The organism is Borrelia duttonii Ly, from assembly GCF_000019685.1.
GTDB lineage: Bacteria > Spirochaetota > Spirochaetia > Borreliales > Borreliaceae > Borrelia > Borrelia duttonii.
On the sequence record NC_011229.1, the window covers coordinates 333803 to 360751 of the forward strand.

Annotated in this window: 23 protein-coding genes; 11 read left to right on the forward strand and 12 right to left on the reverse strand. The window is 26.9% G+C overall.

Features of this window, described 5'->3' with window-relative positions:
• Positions 1–20: 20 nt before the first annotated feature.
• From BDU_RS01565 to BDU_RS01575, 3 genes are read right to left on the reverse strand one after another with little or no spacing between them, the layout of a single operon-like run.
• The gene (locus BDU_RS01565; protein WP_038366170.1) at positions 21–860 is read right to left on the reverse strand and encodes an NAD(+)/NADH kinase; all 840 of its coding nucleotides are present in this window, start codon (positions 858–860) and stop codon (positions 21–23) included.
• On the reverse strand, positions 853–1380 hold the full coding sequence (locus BDU_RS01570) for a chemotaxis protein CheW (RefSeq protein ID WP_012538078.1): 528 nt from the start codon (positions 1378–1380) through the stop codon (positions 853–855). The genes BDU_RS01565 and BDU_RS01570 overlap by 8 nt, the downstream gene beginning before the upstream one ends.
• Before the next feature lie 40 nt (positions 1381–1420).
• Positions 1421–2002 carry an SAM-dependent methyltransferase gene (locus BDU_RS01575; protein ID WP_012538079.1) on the reverse strand — a complete coding sequence of 194 codons (582 nt, stop codon included), beginning with the start codon at positions 2000–2002 and terminating at the stop codon, positions 1421–1423.
• 52 nt (positions 2003–2054) lie between these two features.
• Between BDU_RS01575 and BDU_RS01580 the strand changes: the two genes are divergently transcribed.
• Both BDU_RS01580 and BDU_RS01585 read left to right on the forward strand, forming a co-directional pair.
• The gene (locus BDU_RS01580; protein ID WP_012538080.1) at positions 2055–3101 is read left to right on the forward strand and encodes a polyprenyl synthetase family protein; all 1047 of its coding nucleotides are present in this window, start codon (positions 2055–2057) and stop codon (positions 3099–3101) included.
• Positions 3098–3766, forward strand: a complete 669-nt coding sequence (locus BDU_RS01585) for a hypothetical protein (RefSeq protein WP_012538081.1) — start codon at positions 3098–3100, stop codon at positions 3764–3766. Before BDU_RS01580 ends, BDU_RS01585 begins: the two co-directional genes overlap by 4 nt.
• Here BDU_RS01585 and BDU_RS01590 read toward each other — a convergent pair.
• The 5 genes from BDU_RS01590 to BDU_RS01610 form a co-directional block, all read right to left on the reverse strand.
• Positions 3763–4569, reverse strand: a complete 807-nt coding sequence (locus BDU_RS01590) for a membrane protein (RefSeq protein ID WP_012538082.1) — start codon at positions 4567–4569, stop codon at positions 3763–3765. The two genes, BDU_RS01585 and BDU_RS01590, sit on opposite strands and share 4 nt — an antisense overlap.
• Positions 4570–5502, reverse strand: coding sequence for an ABC transporter permease (locus BDU_RS01595; RefSeq protein WP_012538083.1), 933 nt, complete (start codon positions 5500–5502; stop codon positions 4570–4572).
• A complete protein-coding gene (locus BDU_RS01600) occupies positions 5499–6956 on the reverse strand; it encodes an ATP-binding cassette domain-containing protein (protein WP_012538084.1) in 1458 nt (485 codons plus the stop codon). The genes BDU_RS01595 and BDU_RS01600 overlap by 4 nt, the downstream gene beginning before the upstream one ends.
• 3 nt (positions 6957–6959) lie before the next feature.
• Positions 6960–8000 (reverse strand): BMP family ABC transporter substrate-binding protein, encoded by a 1041-nt coding sequence (locus BDU_RS01605; RefSeq protein WP_041177700.1) that lies wholly within the window; start codon positions 7998–8000, stop codon positions 6960–6962.
• Between the two features lie 432 nt (positions 8001–8432).
• Positions 8433–9488 (reverse strand): hypothetical protein, encoded by a 1056-nt coding sequence (locus BDU_RS01610; protein WP_376984134.1) that lies wholly within the window; start codon positions 9486–9488, stop codon positions 8433–8435.
• A gap of 536 nt (positions 9489–10024) precedes the next feature.
• Between BDU_RS01610 and BDU_RS01615 the strand changes: the two genes are divergently transcribed.
• Together BDU_RS01615 and BDU_RS01620 are read left to right on the forward strand one after the other, a co-directional pair.
• Positions 10025–11146, forward strand: coding sequence for a LysM peptidoglycan-binding domain-containing protein (locus tag BDU_RS01615; protein ID WP_012538087.1), 1122 nt, complete (start codon positions 10025–10027; stop codon positions 11144–11146).
• Between the two features lie 93 nt (positions 11147–11239).
• Entirely contained in the window at positions 11240–11602 is a 363-nt protein-coding gene (locus tag BDU_RS01620) for an outer membrane protein assembly factor BamD (protein ID WP_012538088.1), read from the forward strand.
• 32 nt (positions 11603–11634) lie between these two features.
• Here BDU_RS01620 and BDU_RS01625 read toward each other — a convergent pair whose 3' ends face one another.
• The 3 genes from BDU_RS01625 to BDU_RS01635 form a co-directional block, all read right to left on the reverse strand.
• Positions 11635–12750 (reverse strand): VWA domain-containing protein, encoded by a 1116-nt coding sequence (locus tag BDU_RS01625; protein WP_012538089.1) that lies wholly within the window; start codon positions 12748–12750, stop codon positions 11635–11637.
• Between the two features lie 63 nt (positions 12751–12813).
• Positions 12814–15669, reverse strand: a complete 2856-nt coding sequence (flcA, locus tag BDU_RS01630; protein ID WP_012538090.1) for a periplasmic flagellar collar protein FlcA — start codon at positions 15667–15669, stop codon at positions 12814–12816.
• A gap of 14 nt (positions 15670–15683) precedes the next feature.
• Positions 15684–16577, reverse strand: a complete 894-nt coding sequence (locus tag BDU_RS01635; protein ID WP_012538091.1) for a 1-acyl-sn-glycerol-3-phosphate acyltransferase — start codon at positions 16575–16577, stop codon at positions 15684–15686.
• 199 nt (positions 16578–16776) lie between these two features.
• On the opposite strand from BDU_RS01635, the gene BDU_RS01640 reads away from it, so the two are divergent.
• The 6 genes from BDU_RS01640 (at position 16777) to BDU_RS01665 (ending at position 24607) form a co-directional block, all read left to right on the forward strand.
• Complete coding sequence (locus BDU_RS01640; protein ID WP_012538092.1) at positions 16777–18363, forward strand: peptide ABC transporter substrate-binding protein; 1587 nt, start codon at positions 16777–16779, stop codon at positions 18361–18363.
• 435 nt (positions 18364–18798) lie between these two features.
• Positions 18799–20382: a peptide ABC transporter substrate-binding protein gene (locus tag BDU_RS01645; protein ID WP_041177701.1), complete on the forward strand. Its 1584-nt coding sequence runs from the start codon at positions 18799–18801 to the stop codon at positions 20380–20382.
• Between the two features lie 368 nt (positions 20383–20750).
• On the forward strand, positions 20751–21671 hold the full coding sequence (locus BDU_RS01650) for an ABC transporter permease (protein WP_012538094.1): 921 nt from the start codon (positions 20751–20753) through the stop codon (positions 21669–21671).
• A 13-nt stretch (positions 21672–21684) separates the two neighbouring features.
• Positions 21685–22740 (forward strand): ABC transporter permease, encoded by a 1056-nt coding sequence (locus BDU_RS01655; protein WP_025400666.1) that lies wholly within the window; start codon positions 21685–21687, stop codon positions 22738–22740.
• Between the two features lie 10 nt (positions 22741–22750).
• Positions 22751–23623 (forward strand): ABC transporter ATP-binding protein, encoded by an 873-nt coding sequence (locus tag BDU_RS01660; protein WP_012538096.1) that lies wholly within the window; start codon positions 22751–22753, stop codon positions 23621–23623.
• Positions 23624–24607 carry an ABC transporter ATP-binding protein gene (locus BDU_RS01665; RefSeq protein WP_012538097.1) on the forward strand — a complete coding sequence of 328 codons (984 nt, stop codon included), beginning with the start codon at positions 23624–23626 and terminating at the stop codon, positions 24605–24607.
• 124 nt (positions 24608–24731) lie between these two features.
• On the opposite strand, the gene BDU_RS01670 is transcribed toward BDU_RS01665, so the two are convergent.
• Positions 24732–25487, reverse strand: a complete 756-nt coding sequence (locus BDU_RS01670) for a hypothetical protein (protein WP_041177773.1) — start codon at positions 25485–25487, stop codon at positions 24732–24734.
• Between the two features lie 128 nt (positions 25488–25615).
• On the opposite strand from BDU_RS01670, the gene eno reads away from it, so the two are divergent.
• Positions 25616–26914: a phosphopyruvate hydratase gene (gene eno / locus BDU_RS01675; protein ID WP_012538099.1), complete on the forward strand. Its 1299-nt coding sequence runs from the start codon at positions 25616–25618 to the stop codon at positions 26912–26914.
• The last annotated feature ends 35 nt before the right edge of the window (positions 26915–26949 follow it).

Below are 26949 nucleotides of genomic sequence, written 5' to 3' on the forward strand. Positions count from 1 at the left end.
AATTATTATAAAACCATAGTCTATAATAACTTATTTTTCAGTCTTCTAACAAAAGTATCCGTACAAAAGGATGCAAAACGTAAACTTTTATTATCAAGTTTTAACTCAAAAACAATATTAACCCCAAATGTACCAATATTAACACCATCAACAAAAATTGATGCAGAATTTAATGTATACCCTTTTTGAAACGCAAGTGACAGTTTACTTTTACTTGAAAAAATAAAAGAACGATTATAAACAGAATGCGGTGAAATGGGTGTTAAAATGAAAGCCTTAAGATCAGATTCTAAAATAGCTCCTCCCGCTGAAAAAGAATACCCAGTTGATCCTGTTGGAGTTGCAAATATTATTCCATCACTCTTATACGAAAGAAAATCTTCTGAATTAACTTTAAGATTTACATAAATCAATTTATTTAAAATACTAGAACGAATAATCACATCATTTAAAGCATATTTAGTAAATAAATTATTTCCATCTTCATAAGCACTAATACAAAGTAAATATTTTTTATGAATCACTAAAGAATTATTAAAAAACTTATCTATCACATCTTTAAAGTCTCTAGGCTTTATATCTGCCAAAAATCCTACTTTACCCAAATTGATTGAAATAATAGGAATATCAATATCATTCTTTAAAAGTAAACTACTGGCTAATAAAACAGTACCATCTCCACCCAAAGTTATTGCAAAAATCAAATTATCTTTATTTGATATATCACATAAAGATTTATTCATTCCTGCAAATAAACTTAAAACACCATACTTAAACTCCAAATATCTTTGTATCTCACAAGCAAGAACTTCAGCATCTAAATTTGAATAATTTACGTAAATTAAAACTTTACTACTCATTATTCTCCTTATATGGAATCTTTTCAAACTCGCCCTTATCAAATATTCGTTCAATATCAATTAAAATTAAATATTCACTCTCAAAATTTTCTTCTTTCTCAATCTTAACAACACCAGATATATATTTTTTATCAAAAGTTTGTAAAGTTGCAGGAGGCTCTTGTATTCTTGAAACATCAAAACTAATAACTTTTAATACTTTATCTACAAATATTCCTAAAAGTTTATTTTGAATATTTACTATTAAATAACCTACTAAAAGTTTATCTTCTTCTGTTGCATAAACAGAAGGAATATTAAATCTAATATTTAAATTTATCAAAGGAATAACATTTCCTCTAAGATTATAAATACCTGTAATATAATCAGGAACATTAGGTATTGCATAAACACCTTCTAAGGGTACTTTAATTACCTCTCTAATATGCTCTATTGAAACTCCATAACTTTCTTTACCAATTTTAAAACATGCAACTTGTAAATGAGATTTTTTTTCCATAATTTTATCCTTTATAAACATACTTTAACAATCCTCAACAAAAAACAATTTAAAAATAACTCTATAATTTAGCAAAATCTTTAGCTAAAAAATAAATTTCAAAGGAATTTTTACGAACAGCTTTAGGTCTCACTTTTTTAACAACTCTAAAACAACTCTTAAGTTTATAAAAAATCTGTTCTTCCTCACCACCTTGAAAAACCTTAATTAACAAATTTCCACCTCTCATCAAACTCTCACAAGCTAACTCAAATATTCTGATATTTAGATTAAAAGAATTACTAGTATCAACTAATCTATTACCAGTAGTACTAGGAGCTGCATCGCTTACAATCAAACTATAAGGTGAAAAAATTTTGATTTTCTGATAAACCTCATCAAGATATATATTGCCCTTAATAAAATAAAAATTACTAGTAAAATTAAGATTTACATCATTAAGGTCAACTGCAACAAGCACTCCATTCTTAAGATTAGCATAAGCATATTGAGAAAAACTGCCAGGAGATGCTCCAATATCTAATATATTACCAGAAGAGAACAAAGAAAATTTTTTATCAATTTCAATCAATTTATAAACAGATCTAGCAAGATACCCCTCATTTTTAGCTTTTTGTGAATATTCATCAAAAACATTATACATATAACTCTCTTAAACACACTTAATCATCATACTTTTTATTATAATTATAATTATGCAAAATAAATCATTTTTAGATAAAATCGAAAAAAATATCAATAATATATTTTCAAAAGATTACTTTCTAAACTTATTTACAGACAAAAACCTAAAACTAACACTTAACATACAAGAGAGTACAATAAATGCAATTCAAGCACCTGCTATTGAAATAATAAATAGAGGTGGAAAAAGAATCAGACCAATGCTAATGATTTTATTGGCACATGCACTAGGATATAACAACTCAGATACTGAAAATCTATATAAAATTAGTATGTTACTTGAATTACCTCACTCTGGAAGTCTCATTATCGACGACATAGAAGATGGTGCTCTTAAGAGACGTGGCAAGCCTTCTATTCATTTAATTTATGGATTAGACAACAGCATTAATACAGCAAATCTCATTTACTTTCTACCCGCAAAACTAATACAAACTTCAAATTTAAAGACAAGTCAAAAATTAATTATTTATGAAAATTTTTTTACAACTCTATCAAATCTTCATTTAGGACAAGGAATTGATATTACATTACATAATGGAACATATATTCCAAGTATTGAAGAATATATATCTTTAGTTGAACATAAGACAAGTTCTCTTTTTGGAATGGCTGGATTTTTAGCAGGAATACTTACTAACAATGAAAATAAAGCAAAAAATCTTTACAATACATTCCTAAATATTGGAACATATTTTCAAATGATAGATGACATTAAAAATATCAAGGACGGAGTTAAGGGAAAAGATTTTGGAGATGACTTAATTGAAGGGAAAAAAAGTTTACCTATAATATACTTTTTAAGAGAAAAAAATTTCGATAATAAAATTATTCATGAACTAGCAAAAATTAAAAATCAACCTATAGATAAAGTAAAAGAAAAAATATTACAATTCAGTAATATGATCAACTCATCAAATGCAATCCAAAATTCTTCAATTCTTGCAACGTCATATCTTAATAAATTTATAGAAGAATTAAATTCATACAAACTGATTAATAAATACAAAGATATGATAATCAAGCTTGTAACAAAAATAAAAGAGGATAACCAATGAAAAAATACACAATAATACTAATTTGGTTCAATATAATTACTACTATTCATGCAACAATTTCTACAAAAGATGTCAGTATAAATAAAATAGAAGAACTTTATACAAAATCAATATTACTTAAAGAATTTAAAAAATATAATCAATCTAAAGCATTATTAATGCAAATTATCAATCAAGATCCAAAACAAGTTGATGCATATTTATTACTCTCAGAATTAGAATATCTCATGAACAATTGGTTAAAAGCAATAAAACAAACAAATAATTACCTACATATAATTGATTTCCAAGATACAAAAAATTATCTTGACATATCATGGGCATATTTTCTTATTGGAGAACTGGGAAATTCAATGGATTATATAATGCAATTTATTCAAGATAATAAAGAACTATTAAACAGTAATATATACGTATTAATTGACACTATTTTAAAAAAAGGATTTTATCATCTAATGCAAGATGAAGATTTAATGTTTAATATAATAATGAATACTATTTTTCAAATAGAAACACATGATGATACCATATTTACAATCTTTTTAAATAATTTGGATGTCATCAAACAAATTCCTTTTTATGAATTTAATAAAACTAAAATCGAAGATTTGGAATTACAGATTAAAACTTTAAAAAATCTTAAAAATGAAAATAACAACCTCTAAAATAATTTAGTTTTTCTAAAAAAAGCAGCAAATACATTAATCAATATAGCCATATAAAAAGGCAAAGAAAGTGCAAAATAAGAATTAACATAATCTTGAAGATTAAAAAATTTGTATTCAATAAACACCATAAAAAATGAACTTGGCAAAATAAGCCAGGGATTTGCAAATGCAATATACAATATACAAATAGCAAGCCAACCATTATTCAATCCCAAATCATAAGAATAAACATTGAAATTTATAGCAAGCAATGAACCCGCAACACTTGCCGATATTACAGAAACAAAAATAGCAAAAGACTTAAAATAATTACTAGTCTGTTCACCTAATACATTTTCATAATCATTTGAACGAATAAATTCAAATACTACCCTAACTTTTGAATAATTTATTACATAAATACTAAAACTTAAAAAAGTAAAAAAAAATATAACAAAAAAAATAATGGCAATATTATTGGAAATATTTAAACTAAATCCTGGAATAAAATTGAAATTAGCTCTCATTAAAATTCTAACCAAGAAATTACACAATATATTAATTCCTATACCCGTTATAAAAATATTATAACCATTTATTGCAATAAAAGATAAAAAACAACCAAAAAGTAAACTAATACAAATTGTCATAATAACTGAAATAAATATTCCATAGCCCCAATATATAAAAAGAGAAGTCAAAAAAACAGACAAAAAAGAAATTCCCTCTATAGATATATTTAAAAGCCCTACTCTCTCAGTATAAAGAATACCAAGAGCTAAATATGCAAATATTATAGAATGCAAAAAAATACTAAACACCTACTTTTTACCCGTATTAATAAAAAACAATGCAATGAAAATAGAAATGGCCTGATATAAACCAATAAATTCATACTTAAATGAATAATTTATTTTAAGATAATTATTAAATTCGTTCAACATTGCAAAAAACAAACTAAAACATAACACATAAATATAATTAAACCCCGAAACCACAGCAACAACAAAGCCATTCCAACCAAGTCCAGAAGTTAAACTTAAAAACAAATAATTCTTAAAAAAAATTACAAATATTGCACCTACAAGACCATTTAAAAAAGCACTGGTAAACACTGTACAAAACTTATATTTAAATTCATTAATACTAAAAAATTTACTTAATGTTTTTCGATCACTCAATATTTCAAGTTTTAATCCCAAAATAGTTCTTTTATGAATAAATACATAACATCCCCAAATTAACAGACTAAATACAAGCAAATATGGTAAAGCAACATCACGAGCAAATATTTTATTAATACTTTTAGTTTGACTTAAAAGTTCATTTGAACTTAAAAGCTTTGATATAAACCCATCCACCAACCTTTGATTTCCATAAGACATCAAAAGACCAGTAAGCATACCATTTACTCCACAAAAAAATGTTAATAAAAAAGGAACTATACCTATAAGTCCAACTAATAATGAACTTAAAAACATTATTAATATAAAATTAAAGTATGTAAGCCCACAAAAATCACAAAACACATAAGACAAAAACGCTCCAAAATAAACCTGACCCTCATCACCAAGAGTTAAACTATTACTCTTAGCACAAGTTGAAATTCCTGTTGCAACTAACAATAACAACATAAAATTCCATAAAATTACTTTTATGTAAGAAAAACTAAAAAATCCATCAAAAAAATAACTAATACATAACGCACTAAAAGAAAACATAAATAAAATATATTCTTTTCTAAATGTATTCATACAAATAACATTTCCTTTAAGGTTGACTTATCGACATATTCTCTTTTTAATCTCAACACGACCTCCCCTGTTTTTATTGCCAAAATATCATCAGATAAAAGCAACAATTCATCCAAATTAGGGGTAATTAAAAGTACGGGCTTCTCATTAGAAAAATTACGAATAAAATTAGACGTTTCAATATATGCCCTATAATCTAGATTGCTAAGAGGTGAAAAACAAATTAAAAAGCTTTTTGTAATATATTTTTCTCTAAAAAGAGCAAGCTTTTTTAAAGTTCCACCAGAGAATGCCACAGATTTAGAATAAAAAGTCTTTAATATCTTACTATCACAATATTCCATATCATTTTTAAAAAATTTTTTAAGCTTATTAATGGTAGATTTTTTAATAAAAATTTCATTTTCAAAACTCATTATTTTAGATAAAAAACTATCCAATATAGTGATATTATCAGGAAATAAATTACCAATTCCTAAAGGCAAAAAACCTGCCTTAAGCTCATTAAAATCAACATTTTCATATCGATGTCCATTCATTTTAATACATCCTACAAATGGTATTTTTCCTAAGAATAACTTTTCCCAAGTTTTTATTGCTGCCTCTTCTGCAACAATGCCCAAAATACCTCTCTTTTTCAAAGAAAAATTAATATCATATTTCCAAAAATCTTCAAAAAATAAACTAAATTTTATAAATTCTTCATTTTGTTCACCACGTTTAGAATTTACAGCAATAAATTTACCAGAAGGTATTTCAAGTTTATTAAGTATAATTTCTTTATTTGTTGTTCTAAAACATTTTCCTTCTTGTAAAATAATAAATTCATCACTAAATTTTATGGCATCGCTAATTTCTCTATGTGTAATAAAAAGCGAAGTAATACCTATCTTTCTAAGATCTTGAAGTAATTTAATAAATTCTTTTGCCTCTTTTTGAGAAAAATAAGCAACACTCTCATCAAAAATAATAATCTTTGCATTTTTTTTAAGGGAAGACATAATAAGCAAAAAATATATTTCTTTAATATTTAAATCTTGTATCCTTGTTTCTAAATCAAAAATGATATTATAAAATTGTCTAAGCCATTTATAATATCTATAAGTTGCAGATCTATTCATTGGCATAAAAAACTTAGAATCAAACCAATAAATACTAAGATATTCCCAAACTTTTAAATTCATATCAAGCTTTGGAATCTGTGATACAATATAAATACCATTATTCTTTGCTACATCTACATTCCAATTTTTTTGTTTAATATTATTAACAAAAACCTCACCACTATCAAAACGAACAAGCCCAGCTATAATTTTTGATAAGGTACTCTTACCTTCTCCATTTCGCCCAATAACAGTTAAAATTTTAGATTCCTCAATTCTTAAATTGACACTATTTAGGATAGGTCTCTCAATATCTGGAAAATATTTTACTATATTTTTAAACTCTACCATAAATTATTCTAAATTTATTTTGATTTCAGTATCATTCATCTCTCTCATTTTTTCCTCAAGCTTTTCTTTAAGATCCAAACCTATACTCTCTAGATAAAATTTATTTAACAAATTAAATGAAACCCCCTTATCTTTAAATCCAAGCACCCTATAAGTTCCATACTGAATCTCATCCTTAATAGCTTTACTTAAGACCTCTTCCAAGAATAATCTTTGATTTGTAATACCCGATCCAATAATATTCTCTTTATTATCCAAATAATCCTCACCATCAAAAAGAACAACAAAAACACCATGCTTACGAACTGCTGATAGAACACCCTTAATAGCTGCCCCTACAATCGGAAGAATGACAGATACTTTTGAATCCAAAATCAAAGATTCGGTCAAAACTTTGACTCTATTACTGTCATGCCAATTTCCTAAAGTCCTAAAAAAAACCTCTGAATCTAAAACCTCTTTAATACCATTTTTAAAATAAGGAAAAATATAATTATTCATAACAGGATACTCTTGTCCAGCAATCAAAGCAACATTCTGATTTGCTAAATTTGAATCTTTTAAAAATAAACCAACATAATAACCCAATAAATAAGCTTCTTCGGCAACGTTATAAGAAAGAGAATATACTTGGGGATTAGTATTTTTAACTAAAGAATCAAAAAGCAAAAATTTAGTATAAGGATAATTCCTGGAAACTTTATCTATAATGCCTTGCATGACATTATTTGTTGTTATTAAAAAATCATAATTTTTGGAATTTAATAATTTCTCGAGTAATTCTATCCATTCATGCTGATTAAATCCAGATTCAAATAATTCAATATCAATATCACTTCTACTATTTTGAAATTCAATTAAACAATCATACATTGCCTTATAAGAAGGCGAACCAGTAATACTGCCAGGAATAAATAAAGCAATTTTTCTATTAGATGAAAATTTAAGCCCTCTAGCCTTAAAAAAATTAATATAAACAAATAAAAACAAACAAATTAATGAAATAACAATCCAAAAAATTCTAAAAAAAAAAGATTTACTCACAAATACAAAACACCTTTTTCTCATAAAATACAACTAATTTTGACACTATGAGAACAAAACGGCATAAAATCAAAACCCTAAAACCTACCAATATACCAATTACTTTCATAAAAAGTTTCTTTGTAAAAAGATATCATAAAATTCGCTATTACGTCCAATTTTAAGCAAATTTTGCTTTAATTTGATTAAAATATCAATTTAAAAAAAAACAAAATCATAAATCATTAAAGAGAAATTCAATTTTATAAACTCTCAAGAAACAAATTTTTAAAACTAAAATATCTCCCTCAAACATTTAGTATTCAAATTCATTATAAAATACTTTCCTAAAAAAAATTATCTTTCAATCAAATAAAAAACTATATTTATAGTTTCTAAATTATAACAAATTTCACTGCCAATTCATTAGTTTAACAAAAGCATTTCTTAATATCAAAATTCTCTAGGTGTTAATAAATAAAATTCATTAACACTTAAATTACTAGGAAGATCACCATTTGTACGAACTAAATACATTTTAAAGGAATGAATTGTTTTAAAAAATTTTTTTGCCAAAGATGACCTATTTTGTTTATAATTTTCAAAAAATTTTAAAACAGATCCATAAATTATCACTTTATCAAACATATCAGAAGTATGATTAACAATATCCTCTATAAAAAAGAAAACATTGGCTAAATAAACAAAATTCTTAAAAAGAATACCTACTCTTCCTCTTAAATAATTAACATCATTTATCATATCAACCCTATTTCCTAAAGTATAATTTTTATCCTCTAAACTCCACTTAGAATATATAACGTTAAATTTAGGATCCCTTACTAAATAATCGTACACGAAATCAAACCTAAAGCTATCCTCAACATACTTTGAAAATACATAAGCTGAATGCTTATTATTTAGAGAAATAAAGTTTTTGCGAGACATTTCTTTTAAGTTTTGAATCACATTTTGTGGCACAGCATCATCGGTTTTATATAAAAAAGAATTATTATTCCAAAGTAAAATACTAGTGTTTGTCGAAATCCAATATGTATCTTTATTATAATGATTAAGAATACCATCAAACACACTGACAAAATAATTATTAAAATATTCACAATTTACATAAAATTTAGCTGGAGCATCTGTTTTAAAAAAATAATTATTAATATCTACAGAAAATGAAGAACCCTGAACAATTTTATAAATTGTCACATCTAAACTTCCCTTAAATAAATATATTTTTGCATCTTGCATATCTTTAAGAGAAGAATAACAAATAAGACTATAAGTATTAGAATGCAAAGTCAAATCTGATTCAATACCATTAATCCCATATAAGCTTATTTTAAGTTTAGAATTACTGCCCACATCAATAAAATCATATTCAAAAATTTCATCTCCTAAATTTAACTTAACATAAACAGCATTTCGTATAACATTAATTTGTCCTTCCATTTCCTTAATAGATGCTACTTGAGAAAACAATATTACTTGGGATGACAAAAATAAAAGGATAATAATATATAATTTCAAAACCAAATTTTCCTTTTCAATAATATTACAATGTTAATTATATCTTTTTTAAAGAGATTTATTAACTTTAATAAAAACGAAAAATACGTTATACTTCTCTAACACAGCATAAAAAAATAATATTTTATGTTAAGCCTGTTCTTTTCAAGAATCTAAGGCGTGAGAAAAGTTACACAATGTGTAGCCAATTTTATGTCAAAAGGATGTACTTATGATTAAAAAATCCAAATTATTATTTTTAATATTATCTATGCTTACTCTTGTCCTAATTTCATGCCAAACTGCACCTCAAGAAGAAAGATGTGGAGAACCAGTGATTTTTAAGGCAGATTAAAGGCAAGAATTAAAATATTGATGTAATAAAAATAGAACGTAATATGAAACAAAAAAATTGTATAATATCAAATTGTGTAATAATATACTACTTAGAAGCTTTATAAGAAGTGATATGTAAAAAGTAAAGTTCTTAATTTATGTAATCAATATCACATAAGAAGGATGTATTTATGATAAAAAAAAGCAAGTTATTATTTTTAATGTTATTTGTTTTTGCTATTTCTCTAATTTCATGCAATAGCACACCAGAGGATCAACAAAATGACAACTCCAAAATCTCAATTAAAGAAACTGGAGATATCAAAAGAGACATTGAAGAAATGAAAAATGGAGTCATCAGAGAAAGGGGTAATCTCTTTTATTCTAAAGAATTCAATGAAGCTGAAAAGCTTGAAAAAGAAATGAATAGTAAATTTTCAAAAGGAATAATCCAGGAAGGCAATGAACTTGCCATAAAAGTACTGGAACGATATAGAAATATCGTAAGAGACACAATAGAAAAAAAAGAAAAAATAAATTATTTAAAAGAAAATATTGAAAAATATTTAAATGACGCCGAAGTTAATGAAGCATACATATGGATTCCATTAGAAATCGATGAAGTAAACAATTTATATTTTGAGGCAACAAGAAAATACAAAATATATGATATCGAAAGTGCTCTTGGAATGTATAGCAAAGCATTTACTAAAGCACAACAAACGGCTAAAAAAGCAAAGGAAGCAAGAGCTCTTAAAGAAACAGAAGAAAGAATGTACAAACAATTAAAAGCACTAGAAGCTGCTTCTAATCTTCCTATTTATAGCAACAATAAGCTTATTAAGCCATCACCATGGAATGGAAGAAGTTTAATTCAAGATAAAGGTGAAAGAGTAAATCTATTGAATTTACAAGATAACACTTACTTACTTGGACAAATAGACGCAATAGTGCTCCCTTATGAAGAGAAAGTAGAAGAAGTAAAAAATACAGAAGCAAATAAATTCAAAACACTTCAACTCATTGAAAAAGCCAGACAACTATGGGAACAAGGACTTGAAGCCAAAAATCTCAATAATCTCAGGCTAGCAAACGAGCTATTCTTAGATTCTGCAAGATACTTAAAAGCTTATCAAAGTCATTCAAGTAAAGAACTCTACATAATCAAAATTGGAAATACATTATGGGGAATTTCTAAAAAATTATATAATGACCCTTATTTATGGCCAAAAATCTGGTTTGCTAACAGACAAAAAATTCAAAATCCAGATCTCATACTTGAAAATTGGAAAATAATAATTCCTTCTAAATAAAATATAAAGAAGAAAACAAACATAAACTTGTTTTCTTCTTTTATATCTAATAAAATTAAATTAAATATTTTCTATAGAACAAGAGTATAACAAATGAATAAATTAATACTGCCATTAACTATTTTATTAGTCTCCTGCTACACAATAGCTCATCTAGATGACCAACTTACAGAAAAAACCTCTCACAGAATTTATTTAAAAGAAGCTCAAAAAGCAAAAAATATTAATGACTATCAAACTGCTTTAAAAATATATGAAAAAATGATTCAAAATTACAAAGAAAACAAAGAAATTGTTGCCACCGGAAAGTATGAAATTGCATTCATATATTATGTTAATAATAAAAAAGAAACAGCAAAAAAGCTCTTTGAAGAATTGATACAATCTAACATTGAAACACCTAAGTGGGTTATCCCACTATCTCAAAAAATATTACAAAAGATCAAAACCCAATAAAAAATAAAACAACTTCAAATTAACAAAATTTACTACTTAAGTAATATACCATAAATTGTAATATCCTTCTCCTTAGCTGCTCTAATAACATCTTCATAAACTATAGGACCTCTAGGATACTCATGAGGAGGAGCATTGCCAAGTACAATAATAAATCTATTATCTGATTTCCAATCAAATTGAGTAACAGCAGCATTAACTCCTTCAAATACCGCTTCAGGATAATCTCCTCCACCCCCAACATTAATACTTTCAAGAATATTATGTAAATATTCTTTACTATTAAAATCAAAAGATCGTGTTAAAAAATCTTCAAGATAGTCCTTATAAAACACAAAACCTATTCTATAAGACTTAAACTGATTCAATTGAGGTTCTACCATGTCAAGAAGGTGTTCTCGTAAAATTTCAATATGATTTTTCATACTATCAGTAACATCAATAACAAAAACTAGATCTAAATCAACAAGTGGATCTTCTGATTTTTCTAAAATATCTTTTATTTTATCAACAATATCAAGTCCTTTATTTGCAGTAACAACATCATCAGCAAATCTAGAAAATCCCTCTTCTAAAACACTATTTTCAACTATATTTTCTCGTTGCGTATCCCCAAAAAACAATTCATAAGCATTATCTTTATATTGACCTAAATAATCATTATATTTTTTTTCAAAAGTTCTAATTGAAAACCAAAAAGGTTCCTTATTTCTTTTTAAAATTTCCAAATCGATATCTCCACTTCTTGTTGAAAAATTTGGAAATCCATACCTCAATTTTTTAGGTATTAAAATATGAAAAGCTTCTCCAAATCTTTTATTTTGCACAGGAGTAGAAGATGTTAAAGATAAAAGACTTCTATTTTGAATAACTCGACCATTTAAAATTCTAATTTCATCACCATTAATATTATTATATTCTAATGTTCTAAATGAATAAGTAGAAGCATCTTTATTTTTATCTGGAATTTCAAAAGATTCGGTTAAAATAACTGATTTAATATTTGGTTTTTTTCTAATAAAAAGATGAAATCCATCATCATGAGCTTCAACATAAACATCATCAATATTAATACTCAAGTGATCATGCGATTCAGAAAACAAATTAAATACAATAAACAAGAAAATAATAAAGCAAGCTTTTCTCATATAAACCCTTACACATTAATCGGACAATTCTACAATGTCCTTAAGCTGATAAATTATAAAGATCTAAAGATTATCAGCTAAATTATCATAAAATAAAATCTTTAAACCTGTAAAATCATTTTTAAATACGCTTCTAAGATTTAAACTAGCAAGATCTCTTTTAACATTTTTCATCATATCCTCATCACGATTTAAGAGATCAAATATTCTAGAAGATTCTGTTAAATTTGCAATTCCTGAATCAAAAAGATCATGATCTATAATAACACCAGACTTAACCTTATTGCCAAGAGATGCTATTATCTCAACAACTCCAAGATTATTATAAACTTCAATTTCTCTTAGCAACAAAGCTTTATGATGATCATTTCCTTTAGGTCTCAAACTTAAAATACTGGATTTCTCTGATTCCAAATTTTGCAATACTCTTAAATAATAACTCCTAGAAGCTTCAAAATCACCCATTTTATAAAGAACAGATGCTATTGAATTTAAAACTTTATTACTATTTGCAAATCCAGACATATTTTCAACTTTGAATAGCGAAGTTAATGCATCCTTATAATTATTTTCCTTATAACTAAGTAATGCTAATTTATAGTAAACATCTGGTGAATTAATCCCTTCATTTATTGCCATTTTATAAGAAGATATGGCTGATTGAAAACCATTTAAAGTTTTAAATATATCTCCTTGCTTTTCATAAATTAAAGCAAGTTCTCTCGAAGCTTTAATAAGGCCATTTCTTTTATAAAAATCATATTCATTTAAAGCCAAACTGACAATATTACTTGCTTTAAGTGTATCATTTCCCTTCTCATAAATATCTGATAAAATCCTATAAGCAATAATCTTGTCACTAGCATTATTAATTAAATCTTCTTGTCTAAAACCGTTTATAGCCGTTAATAAATATCCTTCTGACTTTTTCAAATCTCCCATATAATAAAAATATCTACCACTTTCAAATAATGCCTTATTATAATCAGGATTTTTTAATAAAATTCTCCTAAGAATATATTCAATCTCCGAATTAAGATTAACATCATTTAAAATATCAGAAACACTCTTGCCACTATTTATTTTAAAATTAGAAAACTCTTTATTAAGTAAATTCATTTGAGCATTTAAATATTTTAAATTTCTAGAGAGAGCATTTATTCGCTTATTATAAACTGTAAATTCTACATATTTATCTATCAATTTCTTAACATACTTAGTATAAACTACCTCATCAATATCTAATTCCTGATTTGTTTTAATAAAAGCATTTACATTGTCAGCCTCTCTCTCAGCACCAGCTTCAATATAAGCATCAAAAAGCTTAAATAAAACTTCCTTCTTATGATGTCCATACTTTGAAAGTAAAATGGTATAATCATTTATACTATTTCTATAATACATAGGATCCACTTGAGCCCACTGAAAATAATTCTCACCCTTAGCCATTAATGCCTCATAATCATAAATATCGTAAGATATAACTTCATCCAAAATCGAATTAGCATCAGAATATTCACCAAGCCTCATCTTCATAAAAGCATAAGATATATACCCATCTTTATCAAAAATTTTTCGTCTTCTCTTAGAAGCACCCTCAGAAAATGGGTCAACAGTAAACAATTCTTCATATTTTTCCTCAGCACTATCAAAATCCTTTATACTCTCAAAAGCCTTAGCATAAGTTAAAAACCACTTTCTATTAGGACGCATATAATATGCATCCTTAAAAGTAGCTTTAGCAAGTTCTCTTTTATTTTCATATATATATGAAATTCCTTCTTTATATTTTTTATCAGATGCAATATAAAAAAACATAATATCTACTAAAAAATAAAACGACAAAAAGGTTAATACAATAAAAAAAGAGGCAATTTTTAATATTGGTGTTAAGGCTTTAGAAAGTCTATAACTAAATTGCTTCTCCAGTTTGCTAAATTCTTCTGCCTTATAATACATAATGGGCAATTTAACAGATCTGCCAATAATATCTCCAACAAATTTAGCAATAAAATTGAGCCCTTTTTTATTTTGCTCAACAAGATCAACTAATGCCTCAATTTTATACTTAGAAACATTTTCTAACATTAATGCTTCGGCAATAGCAATTCTCAAATTTCTAGGATAAGAATCTAAATGTTTAAAAAATAAAGAATAATTAACTTTAAAATCAGAATCCTCAAAAATTTTGTTCTCTTGATCCTTTAAAGATTGAAAATCACCTGTAAGATTAGACCAATCTTTCTCCTCTTTAGTATTAGGATCTAAAGAATCATCACTAGAATCAAACTTATTAGAAGAAATTTCATCATCTGCTTCCTTGATTTTACTAATCATATACTCAAGATCAAAATCATCATTATTATAATCTTGAGATTCCTGAGTAGAACTATCATCATTTTCAAAAGGATTTTCAAAATCAGAAGAATTTGAATTTAAACCATTCTCTACATTTGAATTTTGAACATTATCATCATCATCAACATTATTACCAGAATTATCTAAATTCAAATTAATAGCATCATCCAAACTTACAGAATTATCATCAAGAACTTTATCTAAAGTTTCCTCAAAATGTGAACCTAAAACATCAAAATCCTCATTTAAATTATCAAATTCAGAATCAATTTCTACATTTTCGGAATTTTTTAAAAGATTAATATCATTTTCACTAGCTTCACTCTTTTGTCCTTCCTCATTATCAAGAACACCAAGAATAGCATCTAAATCTGGGCCTTCATCATGTTCTTCATCAAAATCAACAACTTCTTCTTGTTCTTCCCAAGGAAGAATAGACTCACCATCCTTTGGAGGGTCAATATCCATTGTAATGCCAAAACTATCTTTTCTAGCTTTCTCATCAGCAATATTATCTATTATTTCCTTCTTAAACTTATTTATTTTTTCTATATCAGGCATATTACAATAAAATCCTAAATTAAATCATTATATATTTTAGCTCCATCCTTATGAAGAATCTCAAAACGTTTTTCTAAATCATCAGCAATTTTGGAACCTAAAATTTCTTTTGTTGGTTCTAAACCTTCTTTTTTCAATTTTTCTAAAATCAAAGTTTTATATTCAACTATATCCAACACTTCGGTTGTATTATATACAAGAACATCTTCTCTAAAAATATCACACGACATATCATCATTTGATGAAACTTCAAGAATATTGCCATTAATACCAACCATTATAAAATAATCAAAAATTTTAAAATAATTTGAAATTTCTGAAATTATCTTTTTAGTCTCAGGTTTACCTTTTCTATATCTTGTAGCTGTTGGGAAAATAAGAATTATATAACCACTATTCTTTTTATCTGCAACATATCTCATAGAATTAGCATTAAAAACTCGTCTCTCCCTCATAGTTTTACTATCAACATCAACAAATGCATGTGGAGGATAGATGAATATTACATTATAGCCCAAACTTAAACTTTTAATTAATAAATTATCTTTAAAAAGTTTAACACCAGCTATAGGAACAACATATTCTGAAATTTCCTTACAATTCATTTTTTCAAGCAAAAATTGAAAACAAGGAAAATCGAAATTACTATAATGTTCCATTAATATAATTGAAGACTTACCGGATTTGGACTTTTCATAAAGTTTTAAAATATTTTGAATACCAACAATAGTAGAATTACTCTTAAGTAATCTTTCTATCATCGTATCAACCAACTTTCTACTAACAGAATCAGCCTCATGATACGAACTATTTAAACAATTTATATTTTCAATATCTTTAAACCTACTAAAGAATTCGTTCTCAATACCTTTAAAATACTTATTAAAACTTTTATTCCGTATAAACATAAAACTTCATCCTTTAAAGTTTTTGAAAAACAACATACTAGAAATCCAAAAATACTCAAATGTAATATATAACATGCATCAATAATTTTATATAAATTATACTTTATTTATTTAGCAAATTAAAGTAAAATCCATTCAAGTATATTAAACAAGAATAATTCATTAAAAAATACAAAATATTTATAAAGGAGAATAAATTATGAAATATAAAGTCATAATTCTTTTATCTTTCTTAATTATATGGCTAACTTCTTGTTCAAATAATGAACATAAAGAAAAGATAATATTTAGGACAACAGCTGAATCCGAACCTGATTCACTAGATCCTCAACTAGCTACTTCAGCTCAATCATATAGAATAATCGTAAATATATTTTCAGGATTAACAACAAAAAACACACAAACTGGAGGATATAAACCAGGACTAGCTAAATCTTGGGATATATCTGAAGATGGACTTGTATACACAATGCACCTAAGAGAAGATATATTTTGGAGTGATGGAGTCCCTATTACTGCTGAGGGAATTCGAAAATCTTATCTTAGAGTATTAAATAAAAAAACAGGTTCACAATATGTTGATATTATTAAATCAACAATAAAAAATGCACAAGATTATTTTGATGATAAAATATCAGAATCTGAACTTGGCATTAAAACTATAAATGATTCAACATTAGAAATAACATTAATTAGTCCAAAACCTTATTTTCTTGATATGTTAACGCATCAAACATTCATACCAGTACCAATTCACACTATTGAAAAATACGGACAAAACTGGACAAACCCTGAAAATATAGTAATAAGTGGTGCATATAAATTAAAAGAAAGAACACCAAATGAAAAAATAGTTCTTGAAAAGAATAACAAATATTATAACTTTGCAAATGTCGAAATAGACGAAGTAATATTTTATCAAGCCCAAGGAAACACTGCTTATAATATGTATATAAACGATGAACTTGATTTCTTAACAGCAATAACACCAGAATACCTAGATGAAGCTAGAATAAGAAACGATTATTACTCTCACCCTGCAAACACCTTAATCTATATGGCATTCAACACAACTGTCAAACCACTTAACAATGCAAAAGTTAGAGAAGCTTTAACCCTTGCTATTGACAGAGAAGCTCTAAACAAAATGTCTCTAAAAGGTCAATCACAACCAACTAGAAATATAACCCCATCATTTGAAAACTATGCTTATGGTAAACAATTAAAATTATTTGATCCAGAAAGAGCAAAACAATTATTAGCTGAAGCTGGCTATCCTAATGGTTCAGGTTTTCCTACTCTTAAATACAAAACTTCACAAAAAAACATAATGAAAATAACCGCAGAATTTTTACAAGAACAATTCAAAAAAGTATTAAACATCAATGTTGCGATTGAAATTGAAGAATGGACCACATTTTTAGGTAGCAGAAGAACAGGTAATTATCAAATATCACATATGGGATGGACAGGGGACTATGTAGATCCATCAACATTCCTTACTCTATTTACAACAGCAAATTACAACTTTGGCTCATACGGTTATTCAAGTAAGCAATATGATAATTTAATAAACCAATCGAATTTTATCTTAAATCCTACAGAAAGACAAGAAATTTTACGCAAAGCTGAAGAAATAATTGTAGAAAAAGATTTTCCTGCAGCTCCACTTTCAATACCAAAATCATATGCTCTCTTTAGACATGATAGATGGATTGGATGGACTCCCAATATTGCAGAAGTTTATCTTTATGAAGATATAAAACAACAAAAAGAAAACACATAAAATATGAAATACAATACAAAAATTAACAAACATAAACACTAACAATTATTCAAATACAAGCCACTTTTATAAATGAGTTATATGAGTGGTTTTTTTAAAAAAACTTAAAAAGTATTTTAAATATAATAAAAGTCTTTAATTAAGAGATCTCTTAACATAAATTACTAAAATATATTTTAGTCTCAATCACAAAATACATACAATATTTCAAATTTCATGAATACATATTTTCAAAATATTCATTTAACGATTTTATTTTATAATTTTCATCAAATCTATTTCAATTAAATATATTTTATGCTTTATTAAATAATTTAAAACAAAACTAAGTAATTTAATAAAAAATTGTCAAAAAATCATCTAAAACTTTCAATCATTTCAGCTAAAATAGAATTAAAGTTAATAAAAGTAATTAAGTTAAATAAGGAGATCAAAATGCAAATAAAAAAAATAACATTCATTATATTTTTTTTAATAACTATCCTATCCTGTAGTAAGGAAAGCAACAAAGAAAATGTATCATTTAAAATCGCTATAGGGGGAGAACCTAAATCAATAGATCCTCAATTAGCTGAAGACAAAATGGGTACTACTATAATTTCACAAATGTTCAATGGCATCGTAATTGGTGACCCAAAAACTGGCGGATACAAACCAGGGCTAGCTGAATCTTGGGATATATCTCAAGATGGCACTGTATATACATTTAATTTAAGAAAAAATCTTGTTTGGAGTGATGGAGTCCCTATTACTGCTGAGGGTATTCGAAAATCTTACCTTAGAATATTAAATAAAGAAACAGCATCAAATTATGTTGCACTTGTTAAATCAACAATTAAAAATGGAGAAGATTATTTTGAAGGCAAAATATCAGAATCTGAACTTGGTATTAAAGCTATAGACGACCTAACACTAGAAATATCTATTACCGCTCCAAAATCTTATTTTCTAGATATGTTAGTACACCAATCTTTTATACCAGTACCAGTGCATGTTATCGAAAAACATGGAAATAAATGGACAGATCCTGAAAATATGGTAGTAAGTGGCGCATATAAACTAACTGAGAGAACACCAAATGAAAAAATATCACTTACCAAAAATGACTACTACTTTAATGCTAAAAATATTGAAGTACAAGAACTGATATTTTACACAATAAATGACGCATCAACTGCCTACAGAATGTATGAAAATAATGAAATCGATGCTGTCTTTGCAATAATTCCATCTGACCTAATAAAAGAAATAGAATTAAGAAATGATTATTACTCATCACCTATTAATGGTCTTTATTACTATTCATTCAACACACATATCAAACCTCTTGACAATGTAAAAATCAGAGAAGCTTTAACTCTTGCTATTGACAGACAAACATTGACATCAAAAATTATAAAAAATGGGGCTATTCCAACAAGAAATGTAAGTCCAAAATTCAACAATTATTCCTATAAAAAATCATTAGAACTATTCAACCCACAAAAAGCAAAACAATTAATGAGTGAAGCTGGTTATCCTGATGGAAAAGGTTTTCCTACATTAAAAATCAAATATAATACAAATGAAAATCACAAAAAAATTGCTGAATTCATTCAAAACCAATGGTTGAAAATTTTAAAGATCAATATTGAACTTACAAATGAAGAATGGGCATCATTTCTAGACAACAAACAAAAAGGTAATTATGAAATAGCAAGATCTGGTTGGATAGGTGATTATGCAGATCCATCAACATTTTTAACTTTATTTCAAAAGGGACTTTCAAATTTTTCATCATACAATTATTTTAATGAAGAATATGAAAATTTAATGAAACAATCTAATTTCGAACAAGATCCGATTAAAAGACAAGATATATTAAGAGAAGCCGAATCAATAATTATAGAGAAAGATTTTCCGATAGCTCCAATATACATATATGCAGGAAATTATTTATTTAAAAACGATAAATGGACTGGATGGGAACCTAACATTGCAGAAAGATTTGACTTTTCGCAACTTAAACTCATAAAATAGAAAAAACAGACATCTAAATGAAACATTTTTGTTAGATGTCTGTAAATTGAAAATTTTAAAAAAATTAAAATTATAATTATATATTTAATACAAAAAGATTTACCTACAAAAAAATTCAAATATAATACTGACAGATGAAATTAACTACTCATACAACATACTACCTTAATTAAAGCAATATAATATTAATATTATAAAGAACAAAAGCAAGAAAACCATTAAGTCTACTTAAAATCAACAAAATCAATAGTTACAAATCAATTAAAATAAAGTGAATTTTTTTGAATAATATCTCACCTTCTATGTTACAATGGTTCATTATATAACGCATACAAATCTTTATCTTTCTATCATAGTAAGGAGCAATTATGTTAAGGTTTAGTATACAAAAATTACTAGAAACATTACCAACTTTAATAATAATAATTTTTTTATGTTTTTTGATAATGAGACTTGCTCCCGGAAATCCATTCGATTCTGAAAAACCAATTGATCCTCAAGTAAAAGAAAAACTAATGCAAAAATATCACCTTGATAAGCCTTTTTATATGCAAGCTTATTACTATATTAAAAATATATTAAAAGGTGACTTTGGTCCATCAATAGCAAAAAAGGACTTAAGTGTAAATCAATATATAAAATTAGGGTTTCCTAAGTCATTTACAATTGGAATAATTAGTCTTATAATATCTCTTACACTTGGAATTGTACTGGGCTCACTAGCAGCAATCAACAAAAACACACACATAGATTATATAATAAGAATGGCTGCTATATTTGGAATTTCCGTGCCCACATTTGTAACCGGTCCTATTTTACAATACATTTTATCTGTCAAATTAAAATTGTTCTATACTTCTGGATGGATTTCAGAAAGAGGTGGTCTTGCAAATTTAATTATGCCAATATTAACAATGAGTTTACCATGGATAGCTATTTTTACGCGCATAATTAGAGGTTCTATGCTAGAAATTTTAAATAGTGATTTTGTACGAACAGCAAAAGCTAAAGGACTAAGCTTTAATGTAATAATTAGAAAGCATGTACTTATAGGAGCTATACTGCCAATTGTAAGCTATATAGGCCCTGCATTTGCTGGTATAATTTCTGGAAGTATGGTTATCGAACAAATATTCAGAATTGCTGGAATGGGCATATTTACAATAGAAGCATCTCTAAACAGAGATTATCCATTACTAATGGGCTCATTATTAGTATATTCAGCAATATTGCTCATCTCCATTTTGGCATCTGATATTATATACAAAAAACTTGATCCAAGAATATAGGAGAACAAATCAAATGAGCAATATAAAACAAAATACATGTGTAAACATCGATACTCAAACAGCAAATAAAAGAGCATGGTTAAGATTTAAAGAAAATAAACTTGCGTATATTAGTATATTTGTCATTGGATTTTACATGGCAATTGCAATACTTCAGCCAATATTACCAATATATAAATATTATACTCAAATTGTAGAACATGTCGATTTACCTCCATCTTTTAGATATGCAGGAGAACTTTGGTACAAAAAAGAACTTGATTTTATAAAAAGATTAGCAAAAAAGGAAAATAGAGAAATCAATGAAGAAGAAAAAGAAAAACTTGAGGAGATAAAAAGAAAGATAGAAACTGAAATCCAAATTATTAATGGAAAAGAAACCAAAATACACAAAAGAATATATTTACTAGGCACAGATAATCTTGGACGAGACTTGCTTTCACGCATAATACAAGGAAGTCAAATATCGATATCTATTGGATTTATTGGAGCATTAATATCAATGCTTATAGGAAGCATAATAGGAGCAACAGCAGGTTTCTTTGGCGGCATTATAGATAGAATTATAACTAAAATAACGGAAGTTCTCTATTCTTTACCTAATCTACTTGTAATAATAACCTTAATGACGATTATGGAAAGAAACATCATCGGCTTATTTATTGCAATAAGTATAATCTCATGGTTAACAATTTCTAGAATTGTAAGGGGACAAGTAAAAACACTCTCACAATCTGAATTCATAGAAGCCGCCAGGACATTGGGTGCAACAAATAGAAGAATGATATTCAAACATTTAATACCCAATAGCTTTGGAATGATAGTGATTATTACAACAATGAATGTTCCCTCATTCATTATACTTGAATCATTTCTATCATTTCTAGGACTTGGAATATCAGCACCAATGACTAGTTGGGGAGAATTAATTAAAAATGGAATTCCTACATTTATTGAATATCCATGGAAAATTTTCATACCAGCATCAATCATGACAATTTTCCTATTATTTATGAACTTCTTAGGCGACGGATTACGAGATGCATTTGATCCAAAAGATAACCTCTAAGGAGATATAAATGAACGAAAACTATATGCTAGAAATCAAAAATTTAACAATTGAATTTCAATTAAAACACACAACAATATATCCTGTAAATAATATAAATTTAAAAATGAAAAGAGGAGAAATTAGAGCTATTGTTGGAGAATCTGGCAGTGGAAAATCTGTCACAAGCATGGCAATATTAAAACTATTACCCGAATCTACAACGATATATAAAACTGGAGAAATAATATTCGAAAATCAAGATTTACTGAAACTCAAAGAAAAAGAACTTCAAAGCATAAGAGGTAATAAAATAGCAATGATATTTCAAGATCCAATGACGTCTCTAAATCCATATCTAAAAATATCCACACAAATTGAAGAGACAATCATGTTACACCAAAAATTAAATAAAAAGCAAGCAAAACAAAAAGCAATAGAAATGTTGAAAACAGTTGGTGTTATAAACGCAGAAGAGAGAATAAAACACTATCCACATCAATTCTCAGGAGGAATGAGACAAAGAGTGATGATTGCAATGGCATTAAGTTGTCATCCATCATTATTAATTGCAGATGAACCTACAACAGCTCTTGATGTCACAATTCAAGAGCAAATACTATTACTAATTAAAAATCTCTCTAGGAAATTTAATACCTCCACCATATTAATAACACATGATTTAGGAGTAGTAGCAGAAATATGCGATACTGTCTCTGTAATGTACCAAGGAAAATTTGTAGAAGAAGGAACAGTACAAGAAATATTTAAAAATCCTAAACATCCATACACAATTGGACTTTTAAAATCAATACTAACTCTTGATAAAAATCCAAATGAAAAACTTTATTCAATTAAAGATTATCCCATTGAAACTATTACAAATAACAACGAGGGTATTTAAATGACAAATGAAAAAGATATAATTCTTAAAGTAGAAAATTTGGTACAAACATTCACAATCGGAGAAAACTTTTTATTTTGGAAAAATAAACGTAAAGTAAACGCTGTAAACGGCATTAGTTTCGAAGTTGAACGTAACAAAACACTAGGACTTGTTGGCGAATCTGGATGTGGAAAATCAACAACATTAAGAACAATAATGCAACTCTATACACCAACATCTGGTAGAATATATTTTAATGGTAAAGACATAACAAAACTGTCAAAAAAAGAACTTTTAAAGACAAAAAAAGACATGCAAATGGTATTTCAAGATCCACACACATCCCTAAATCCAAGAATGACAATAAGAGAAATAATAGCAGAACCACTTGTGATATACAATGAAAACAAAATTATTCCACGAACAAAACAAGAAATAGAACAAAGAGTAAATGAATTAATGGATATTACTGGTCTCTCAAAAAGCATGTTATCTAGATATCCACACGAATTTTCAGGAGGACAGAGACAAAGAATAGGTATAGCAAGGGCACTAGCTTTAAACCCTAAACTTTTATTATTAGATGAAGCTGTATCTGCATTAGATGTGTCAATCAGAGCACAAATTTTAAACTTACTTAAAGATTTACAAAAAGAATTAAGTCTATCTTATCTATTCATTTCACATGACTTAGCAGTAGTAAAATACATGAGCGACAAAATTGCCGTAATGTATCAGGGTATAATCTTAGAAATTGCACCTAGAGAAATTTTATTTTCAAATCCTAAACATCCATACACAAAAACATTAATAGCCTCTATTCCAGAAATTGATCCAGAAAAAATAAAAAATAAAACTATTAAGCTTGATGAACCATCTTTAACGAATATACGAAATACATATTCACCAACAGAAAATGAAATTCTTGAAGAAGTAGAGAAAGATCATTTTGTATCTAAATATCTTTTTGATGAGATGAATAGTTTACTTAATAAAAACTAAAATAGTAAAACATATAAAACACAACTTTTACTTGTTTAAAATCTTCTTCCCTTAAAAATAGGGACCATAATTTAATAAACCCAATGTAAATTAATGAATAAAAATTAAATTTTAATTTGAATATTTAGTTATCAAAATAAGAGACTTCAAAATCTACCTTATTCTCAACATTTTCAACTGAATATAAATTAACCCTATTTACATTATTCTTATCTATAACCTTATTCCCAGAATCTACAAAATAATAATAAATCCTACCCTTAGGAAGATCTTTAAGCTTAATAGTATATACACCCTTACGTGATTCTTGCTCAACCAATCTGTTTAAAAACGGATTAAAATTATTAAAATTGCCAGCTATTGTAACAATATGTCCAGGTTGTCCTATATAAAAAAGTTCCACTTCCCTACCATCAGACGAATCAATTGGATTTCTCAAAGAAACATAACCATAATCCACACCTATATCAATTATAGAAAACGGAATTAGATCCTTATTAAAAACTACATTTTTATTATATTCATCATTTGTCCAGATACCATCCACAATAAGTCTATATTTAATTTTACCAATTCCATGAGGAAGATTAATTTTTACGAAAAAAAGCCCATATTTATTTTTTTTAAACAAATATTTTTTCGCATAATCATCAAACTCAAAAGCAGCAAAAATCTTTCGAATACCCTTATTTGGAGGATAAAACATAATAACTCGCTTAGAATCAACAATAGGTGATAAATTATTTTCTCTGGTTGATACTTCTAAAAATTCATTTAAAGACAAATCAAAATTTTCAATTATATAACTCGTTGCTAAAACATTAATAACATTACAGAAAAAAAATATAAAACAAAATAACCATCGCAAAGTTTTTCCCATAATTGAATTATAAAACTCGCCAAACAATTCTTTTACAAAAAGACTACACATTTATTTTATTTGCTATTATACTAAAAATATATACTAAAGTAAATATACATAAATATTAACCAACAAGGAGTGTAAAAATGGGCTTTCATATTTATGAAATAAAAGCTAGACAAATAATTGATTCTAGAGGCAATCCAACTGTTGAAGCAGACGTAATACTTGAAGATGGTACTCTAGGTAGAGCAGCTGTTCCATCAGGTGCATCAACAGGAACTAATGAAGCTGTTGAATTAAGAGATGGTGATAAATCCGTTTATATGGGAAAAGGAGTACTTAAAGCAGTTGAAAATATAATAAATATAATCTCTCCAGAACTTGAAGGAATGAGTGCTTTAAACCAAGTTGAAATTGATAGAAAAATGCTTGAACTTGATGGAACTCCTAACAAATCAAAACTTGGGGCTAATGCTATTCTTGCAGTTTCAATGGCTACAGCAAGAGCAGCAGCTGAACATCTTGGACTTAAAGTTTATCAATACCTTGGTACATACAAAGCCAACATTTTACCTACACCAATGTGCAATATCATAAACGGAGGTGCCCACTCTGACAATTCTGTTGATTTTCAAGAATTTATGATAATGCCAATTGGAGCAAAAACATTTAGTGATGCAATAAGAATGTCTGCTGAAGTTTTTCATACACTTAAGAGTATTTTAAGCAAAAAAGGTTATGCAACATCCGTGGGGGATGAAGGGGGATTTGCACCAAATTTAAAATCAAATGAAGAAGCTTGTGAAGTTATTATGGAAGCCATAAAAAGTGCAGGATATACACCTGGAACAGATATTGCAATTGCTCTTGATCCAGCAACATCTGAATTATATGATCCAAAAACAAAAAAATATGTATTTAAATGGTCAACAAAAGAAGAATTAACATCTCAAGAAATGGTTGAATATTGGGCAAAATGGGTAGAAAAATATCCTATTATATCAATTGAAGATGGAATGGCTGAAGAAGACTGGGATGGCTGGAAAAAACTTACAGATAAAATTGGAAATAAAATTCAACTTGTAGGAGATGATTTATTTGTAACAAATACATCATTCCTAAAAAAAGGAATTGAAATGAAAGTTGCAAATGCAATCTTAATTAAAGTAAATCAAATTGGAACATTAACCGAAACTTTTGAAGCTGTAGAAATGGCAAAAAAAGCAGGCTATACTGCAATAGTATCACATAGATCAGGAGAAACAGAAGATACAACAATTGCTGATCTTGTTGTTGCACTTGGAACAGGACAAATCAAAACAGGTTCTCTATCCAGAACAGATAGAATTGCAAAATACAATCAATTATTAAGAATAGAAGAAGAATTGGGCAGTATTGCCGAATATCATGGAAAAGACGTATTTTATTCCATTAATAAATAAGAATAAATAATTAAAGCCCTCTTTCAAAGGGCTTA